Genomic DNA, 6,647 nt, shown 5'->3' on the forward strand with positions numbered 1-6,647 from the left:
TGGATGGCGGTGGCGGCGCCGACGCCGGTGGTGACGCCGTCGTAGAAGTTCTCCTCGTCGTAGTCCATCAGGTCGATGGTCATCTGACAGGCCTGGAACTCCACGCCCATATCGAGGGAGGTCTCGATGAGCTCCTCGATCGAGGCGGTCTCGTTGTCGTCGATCTTCTTCTCCATCATCTTCGTCGTCATGCGGTCCATCCCCGGGATCGCGCCGATCACGTTCGGAACCGGCATGTTGGGGTTACCGACCGAACTGAGCTTGAGGTCTTTCGAACGCTCCTCGTGGAGGATTTCCAGCCCCCAGAACGTGTGGAACACGGTGACCTCGTAGCCGAACGCCGCTGCCGTACTCGCGAGGATCAGCGGCGGGTACGCCATGTCCAGCGTGCCCTTCGTGGCGATGATGGACATCTTCTTCTCGTCCTCGCCGGTCTCGGCGGCCACGTCGGCGAGTTCCTCCTCGAGCTCCTCGACGCGGGCGGCCAGTTCAGCACGCGAGGGCGTGTCGTCCGTCGACGCGTCGGGCGTGTCCGTACTCATGCTTACTCCGTCTTGCGGACGTAGTGCTTGAACACGTCGCCGTCCTCGACCTGGTCGAGCAGTTCGACGCCGCCCGTGCTGTCGGCCCAGCCGTCGATGTCGCTCATGCTGCCGGAGTCCGTCGCGAGCACTTCGAGGATCTCGTCCTCGTCGAGCTCGTCGATGGCGGACTTCGTCTTCACGACCGGCATGGGACACGATGCACCTTTCACGTCGAGCGTCTCCGCGATGTCGAATTGCGAACTCATGATTGATCTGCTCCGTTGTTGTATATTGGAGCTAACCCACAATATCAAACCCTCGTGTAAAAGCGTACCGATCCGACGAACGACCGCAAGAGGGACCGGTATTTTGACCACTATTTACCGTTCTCTTGCACGTGCGCCCGCCAGTTATCGCCGGCTTGATCGCGAGATAGTCTTGCATGTAGTGTGGATTATTATGCAAACCTTTTTGTGAGACCGGGCGATACGGTGGAGTGTACATGGACGCTGATGACTTCCCGACTCCGGACGTCGAGGTCGACTCGATCGAGCCGGAAACCCTGAAGGACCGCATCGACGACGGCGAATCGATCACCCTCCTCGACACGCGGATGGAGTCCGAGTACGAGGAGTGGCGCATCGACGGCGAGACCGTCGAGTCGATCAACGTCCCCTACTTCGAGTTCCTCGAGGACGAGATCGCCGACGACGTGCTCGCACAGGTGCCCGACGACCGCGAGGTCACCGTGCTCTGTGCGAAGGGCGGCTCGAGCGAGTACGTCGCGGCCGAGCTGGCCCAGCGGGGCTACGAGGTCAACCACCTCGAGGACGGCATGAACGGTTGGGCGCGCATCTACGACGCCGTCGAGGTCGAGGACTACGACGGCGCCGGCACGCTGCTGCAGTACCAGCGCCCCTCCTCGGGCTGTCTGGGTTACCTCGTCTACGACGACGACGAGGCCGCCATCGTCGACCCGCTTCGCGCGTTCACCGACCGCTACCTCGCGGACGCCGAGGAGCTCGGCGTCGACCTGGAGTACGCGATCGACACCCACGTCCACGCCGATCACATCTCCGGCGTCCGCGCGCTGGACGACGAGGGCGTCGAGGGCGTCATCCCCGAGCCGGCCGTCGACCGCGGCGTCACGTACGCCGACGAGCTGACGACCGCCGCGGACGGCGACACCTTCGAGGTCGGCGACGCCACCGTCGAAACCGTCTACACGCCCGGGCACACGACCGGGATGACCTCGTACCTCATCGACGACAGCCTGCTCGCGACCGGCGACGGGCTGTTCATCGAGAGCGTCGCCCGCCCCGACCTCGAGGAGGGCGACGACGGCGCGCCCGACGCGGCGCGCATGCTCTACGAGTCCCTGCAGGAGCGCGTGCTGACCCTGCCCGACGACACGCTGATCGGCGGCGCACACTTCAGCGACGCCGCCGAGCCGGCCGCCGACGGCACCTACACGGCGCCGATCGGCCAGCTCGTCGAGGAGATGGATGCGCTCACGATGGACGAGGACGAGTTCGTGGAGCTGATCCTCTCGGACATGCCGCCCCGTCCGGCCAACTACGAGGACATCATCGCGACGAACCTCGGCCAGAACCCCGTCGACGACGACGAGGCGTTCACCCTCGAACTCGGCCCGAACAACTGCGCAGCGAGCCAGGAGTCGCTCGCGGGTGACTAACTCCGTCGATGGTCGCTGATCCAGTCCCGCTCCAGTTGGCTGCCGAGCTGTTCCCCAACGGGATCAGCCGGTACGCCGTCGGCGGCCTGCTCGTCGGACTCGGGACCGTCCTGATCTACGTCGGAACGGGGATCCCCGCCGGAGCGAGTACGTTCCTCGAGTCGACGCTGTCGTACGTCTCGGACCAGTCGCGGTTCCAGCAGTACGTCGCCTCGCGGGACTGGCGGCTCGTGTTCACGGCCGGGATCATCCTGGGCGCGTTCGCGTTCGCCGCGACGTTCCAGTCCGGCGTGGTCTCGAGCTCGCTGTACCAACCTGGATCGACCGGCCAGCTCTACGAGGTCGCCGGCGTGACGCTGTGGACCACTGATGTCCAGCCCTGGCGGCTGTTCCTGGGCGGCATCCTCGTCGGCATCGGGACCCGTATCGGTAAGGGCTGTACGTCCGGCCACGGCGTCTGTGGCGTCGGGTCGGCGTCGAAGACCTCCCTGATCGGGGTCGCGACGTTCCTGACCGTGGCGATCGGGACGGCGCAGGTCGTCGCCGCGCTGGGGGTGAGCCCATGAGCGACCGACATCCCCTGTTCAAGCCGCTGGTCTTCGTCGGCGGCCTGGTGTTCGGGTTCGGGCTCGGCTTCAGCCAGATGGCGCGCCCGGAGGTCGTGCTGAACTTCCTGCAGTTCGACGACTTCGGACTGATCTTCGTCATGTTCGGCGCCGCGATCGTCTCCGGGATCGCGTTCGCACTGATGCCCCGGATCCGTGACGCCGCGCCGCTGACGGGCGACCGCTACGAGCGCCGCCTGAAGCCGTTCGACCGGAACGTCCTCGTCGGCGGCGCCGTCTTCGGCGTCGGCTGGGGGCTGTCCGGGATCTGTCCGGGCGCGGCCTACGCCAGCCTCGGAACCGGCAACATCACGATCCTCTGGGCGCTCGCCGGGATGTTCCTCGGCGCCTACGTCCAGGGCTACTGGCGGAGTCACTCGACCGACAGCGAGCCCGCAGTCGCGGGCGCCGACTAACCCCGCGCTTTTTCGGTTGTTCAGATGGAACTAGCCACAGTTGCATTCCGATGGAACTAGCCACAGTTGCCCTGTTCCTCGTCGCCGGGCTCGCGAGCCTGTTCATGGCGTGGGTCATCGGCGCGGGCTCCAGCGGCGCGACGCCGTTCGCGCCGGCGGTCGGGGCGAACGCCATCTCAACGATGCGTGCCGCGTTCGTCGTCGGGATCCTCGGGCTCGCAGGCGCGGTGACCCAGGGCGCGAACGTCTCGGAGGCGGTCGGGAGCGGGCTGATCGGCGGCGTCAGCCTGCCCGCGAGCGGCGTCATCGTCGTCCTCCTGATCGGGGCCGGGCTCATGGCCGTCGGCATCAGGACCGGCTACCCCATCGCGACGGCCTTTACCGTCACCGGATCGGTCATCGGCGTCGGGCTGGCACTCGGCGGCAGCCCGGTCTGGCCGAAGTACGTCCAGATCGGCGCCGTCTGGGTGCTGACCCCCTTCGTCGGCGGCGGCGTCGCCTACGCCATCGCGAGCGTGCTCCCGCGGGAGACGGTGCCGGAGGTGTACAGCATCCCGCTGCTGGGAGGCCTCGTCGGGGCCGTCCTCGCGAACGTCAACTTCACGATGCTCGGTCCGGACGGGACGGCCGGCTCGATCGCCGGCGCCGCCGGCCGATCCCTCGGCGTCACTGGCCTCTCCGCGACGGTCGGGATCACGCTCGTGGCGGCCGCTGCGGTCGGGGGCGTCGTCGCGTTGGACGTCCGGCGCGATCAGGCCGGCGGCCTCCGGCGGTTCCTGCTCGCGTTGGGGTCGCTGGTGGCGTTCTCCGCCGGCGGGAGTCAGGTCGGCCTCGCGGTCGGCCCGCTCCTGCCGCTGCTCGACGACGTGGGGACCATCCCGCCGATCGCCGTCCTCGCTGGCGGCGGGCTGGGGATCCTCGTCGGCTCCTGGACCGGCGCGCCGCGGATGATCAAGTCCCTCGCGCAGGACTACTCCTCGCTGGGGCCGCGGCGCTCGATCGCGGCGCTCGTCCCTTCCTTCCTCATCGCGCAGGTCGCGGTCCTGCTTGGCGTCCCGGTCTCGTTCAACGAGATCGTCGTGAGCGCGATCATCGGCAGCGGCGCGGCCGTCGGCGGCGGCGGCGCCGTCGACGTACGGAAGCTGGGCGTGACTGTCGGCGCCTGGGCGGCGTCGTTCGCCGTCGCGTTCGTGCTCGCCTACGGCGCGGTGGTGGTGTTGCCGCTCGCGTGAGCAAGCGCCGCTACAGCAGCTTGTAGCCGGCCGTCCGGGGCGGCGGGACGAGATAGACGTTCCCCGTCGCGCCGGCGACGATCTCCTCGGAGACGCTGCCAAGCATCAGCCGCCGGAGTCGACTCCGCCCGCGCGAGCCCACGAGCGTCGTCGTCGGCGTCACCGACGCCTCGACGTCGAGTATCTCCGCAGCCGGATCGCCGTCCCGGACGACCGTCTCGGTGTCGATGTCCCACTGGGCGAGCGTGCCGGCGAGGTCGTCGAGTGCCGCGTACGGATCCACGTCGAGGTCGTCCTTCGGCGACCGCACGTGGACGAGCGTCGCCGCCTCGGTCGCGTGCCGCAGGTAGTTGAACGCGCCGAAGGCACGTTCGGCGTTCTCCGAGAAGTCAGTCGCGTAGAGCACCCGCTGGAAGAGGTGTTCACGGAGCACCTCGGGCTCGTCCGCCTCGCGTTCGACCCGGTTGACGAGCAGCGGGACGACCGTCGTCCGCGCGAGGTTCCGGGCGGTCGAGCCGATCACGCGGTTCGCGAGCGGGCTCTGCCCCCGCGAGCCGACGATGGTCATGTCCGCCCGGACCGTCTCGGCGACGCCGTTGATGCGCCGGTGCGGCGTCCCGCGGACGACATGGGTCTCCACGTCGAAGCCAGCCGCCTCCATCACCGACCGGTAGGCCTCGAGCCCGCGCTCGCGCCGTTGCTCGAGGTCCATCCCGGGCATTCCCGGGTGGACGTTGGAGGGGACGACCGTCAGCAGGTGGATCTCCTCGACGCCGATCCGTTCGAGACAGTCCAGGCAGGTCTCGTTCTCGATCGCCGCGTCGCTGGCCGCCGAGAGGTCCGTCGCGTAGATTGCCCGCATGCGTGCCCGCTCGCCCCGCGGACGCATAGCGTTTTGCCAGCCGACACGCCCGCGACAGCCCACCGGCCACGTCGCGGCGGTCGTCCCACGGTGCGGCGCGCGCGAGCATCCACTCCCCCGAGTCACATCCTCGTTCGGCGCCGCCGTGGCGAACTCTATATTTGAATAACGTATCCGTATATCCGAATCCGTTAGCCGTGGCATCCACTGCAGTAATATTGTATCCCAATCCCACAACCGTTAAATACTGAAGCGGATTAGCCGGCCATGAGCAGAATTCCATGATCGAGGCAATATCGAACGAGGTGTCGAACGATGTTCGGGCTTGAGAGCGCCACGGGCGTCGACGGCGCCCTGCTCGTCATCGGTGTCGTACTGGTCGAAGCAATCATCCTGTACGTCGGCTACGGGCTGCTGGAGCAGCTCCTGGGCCCGACGGTCGTCGACGCGATCGGTGGTAACAAATGATGGAACTGTTCGGCGTTTCGGTGGCTTTGCTCGCCCTGTTCGCCGGCTTCGGCGTGCTGATCGGCCTCCTGTTCGGGTTCTTCGGGATGGGGGGATCGTTCCTGGTCACGCCGGCGCTGATGGTGATGGGCTACGAGACGGACGTGGCGGTCGCGTCCGGGCTCGCGTTCGTGTTCGCCACGTCGGTGATCGCGACGCTCAAACACCGGGACCTCGGCCAGGTCGACTACAAGCTCGGGGTGCTGATGATCGCCGGGACCACGGCCGGGATCGAGGTGGGGAAGATCGGGCTGCACTACCTCCAGGACATCGGCCTGGCGGACACGGTCGTCAGCGTTATTTACGTCCTCCTGCTCGGGGGGATCGGGCTGTTCATCACCTACACCGCGGTCAAAGGCGGTGAGGGTGGCGGGCTCAGTCCGGACCACGACGAGGCCGACGGCGAGATCGACGCCGACGACATTCCCGACATCGCCAAGAAGATCCAGTCCTACCGCGTCCCGCCGATGATCAGCCTGCGGGGCGGGATCAAGGTCTCGCTGTGGATGATCCTCCTCGTCGCGTTCGCGACCGGGCTGCTCTCCGGATTCCTCGGCGTCGGCGGCGGGTTCATCCGCATGCCCGCGCTGTTCTACCTGATCGGCGTGCCGGTTCCGATCGCGGTCGGGACGGACCTGTTCGAGATCGTGTTCTCGGGCGGGATCGGGAGCTTCCTGTACGCGATGGACGGCGCGGTCGACCTCACGATCGTCGTCCCGCTGCTGGCGGGGAGTGCCGGCGGCGCCCGGATCGGCGCAGCGGCGACCAGTCTGGTCGACGAGGACGAGATCAAGGTGTACTTCGG

The 6,647-nt window shown here is 67.5% G+C and carries 9 protein-coding genes; 6 read left to right on the forward strand and 3 right to left on the reverse strand.

Annotation, left to right across the window (positions count from 1 at the left end; genetic code table 11):
* Positions 1-542, reverse strand: a 542-nt coding sequence (locus BMZ83_RS15880) for a DsrE/DsrF/DrsH-like family protein (protein WP_074880946.1), incomplete at its 3' end; no start/stop codon positions are given.
* Between the two features lie 2 nt (positions 543-544).
* The gene (locus BMZ83_RS15885) at positions 545-790 is read right to left on the reverse strand and encodes a sulfurtransferase TusA family protein (protein ID WP_074880948.1); all 246 of its coding nucleotides are present in this window, start codon (positions 788-790) and stop codon (positions 545-547) included.
* A 236-nt stretch (positions 791-1,026) separates the two neighbouring features.
* On the opposite strand from BMZ83_RS15885, the gene BMZ83_RS15890 reads away from it, so the two are divergent.
* From BMZ83_RS15890 to BMZ83_RS15905, 4 genes are read left to right on the forward strand one after another with little or no spacing between them, the layout of a single operon-like run.
* Positions 1,027-2,220 carry an MBL fold metallo-hydrolase gene (locus BMZ83_RS15890; RefSeq protein WP_074880962.1) on the forward strand — a complete coding sequence of 398 codons (1,194 nt, stop codon included), beginning with the start codon at positions 1,027-1,029 and terminating at the stop codon, positions 2,218-2,220.
* An 8-nt stretch (positions 2,221-2,228) separates the two neighbouring features.
* Positions 2,229-2,786, forward strand: a complete 558-nt coding sequence (locus BMZ83_RS15895; protein WP_074880952.1) for a YeeE/YedE family protein — start codon at positions 2,229-2,231, stop codon at positions 2,784-2,786.
* Entirely contained in the window at positions 2,783-3,241 is a 459-nt protein-coding gene (locus BMZ83_RS15900) for a YeeE/YedE family protein (protein WP_074880953.1), read from the forward strand. The genes BMZ83_RS15895 and BMZ83_RS15900 overlap by 4 nt, the downstream gene beginning before the upstream one ends.
* A gap of 50 nt (positions 3,242-3,291) precedes the next feature.
* Positions 3,292-4,473, forward strand: coding sequence for an inorganic phosphate transporter (locus BMZ83_RS15905; RefSeq protein WP_074880955.1), 1,182 nt, complete (start codon positions 3,292-3,294; stop codon positions 4,471-4,473).
* Between the two features lie 10 nt (positions 4,474-4,483).
* On the opposite strand, the gene BMZ83_RS15910 is transcribed toward BMZ83_RS15905, so the two are convergent.
* Positions 4,484-5,335, reverse strand: coding sequence for a universal stress protein (locus BMZ83_RS15910; protein WP_074880957.1), 852 nt, complete (start codon positions 5,333-5,335; stop codon positions 4,484-4,486).
* Between the two features lie 315 nt (positions 5,336-5,650).
* Here BMZ83_RS15910 and BMZ83_RS17070 point away from each other — a divergent pair, with 315 nt between their 5' ends.
* Both BMZ83_RS17070 and BMZ83_RS15915 read left to right on the forward strand, forming a co-directional pair.
* Entirely contained in the window at positions 5,651-5,803 is a 153-nt protein-coding gene (locus tag BMZ83_RS17070) for a DUF7512 family protein (protein ID WP_166623323.1), read from the forward strand.
* Positions 5,803-6,647 (forward strand): sulfite exporter TauE/SafE family protein (locus tag BMZ83_RS15915; RefSeq protein WP_074880959.1); only part of this gene is annotated, 845 nt, incomplete at its 3' end. The genes BMZ83_RS17070 and BMZ83_RS15915, both read left to right, overlap by 1 nt.

The sequence above is a fragment of the Halolamina pelagica genome (assembly GCF_900115675.1).
GTDB lineage: Archaea > Halobacteriota > Halobacteria > Halobacteriales > Haloferacaceae > Halolamina > Halolamina pelagica.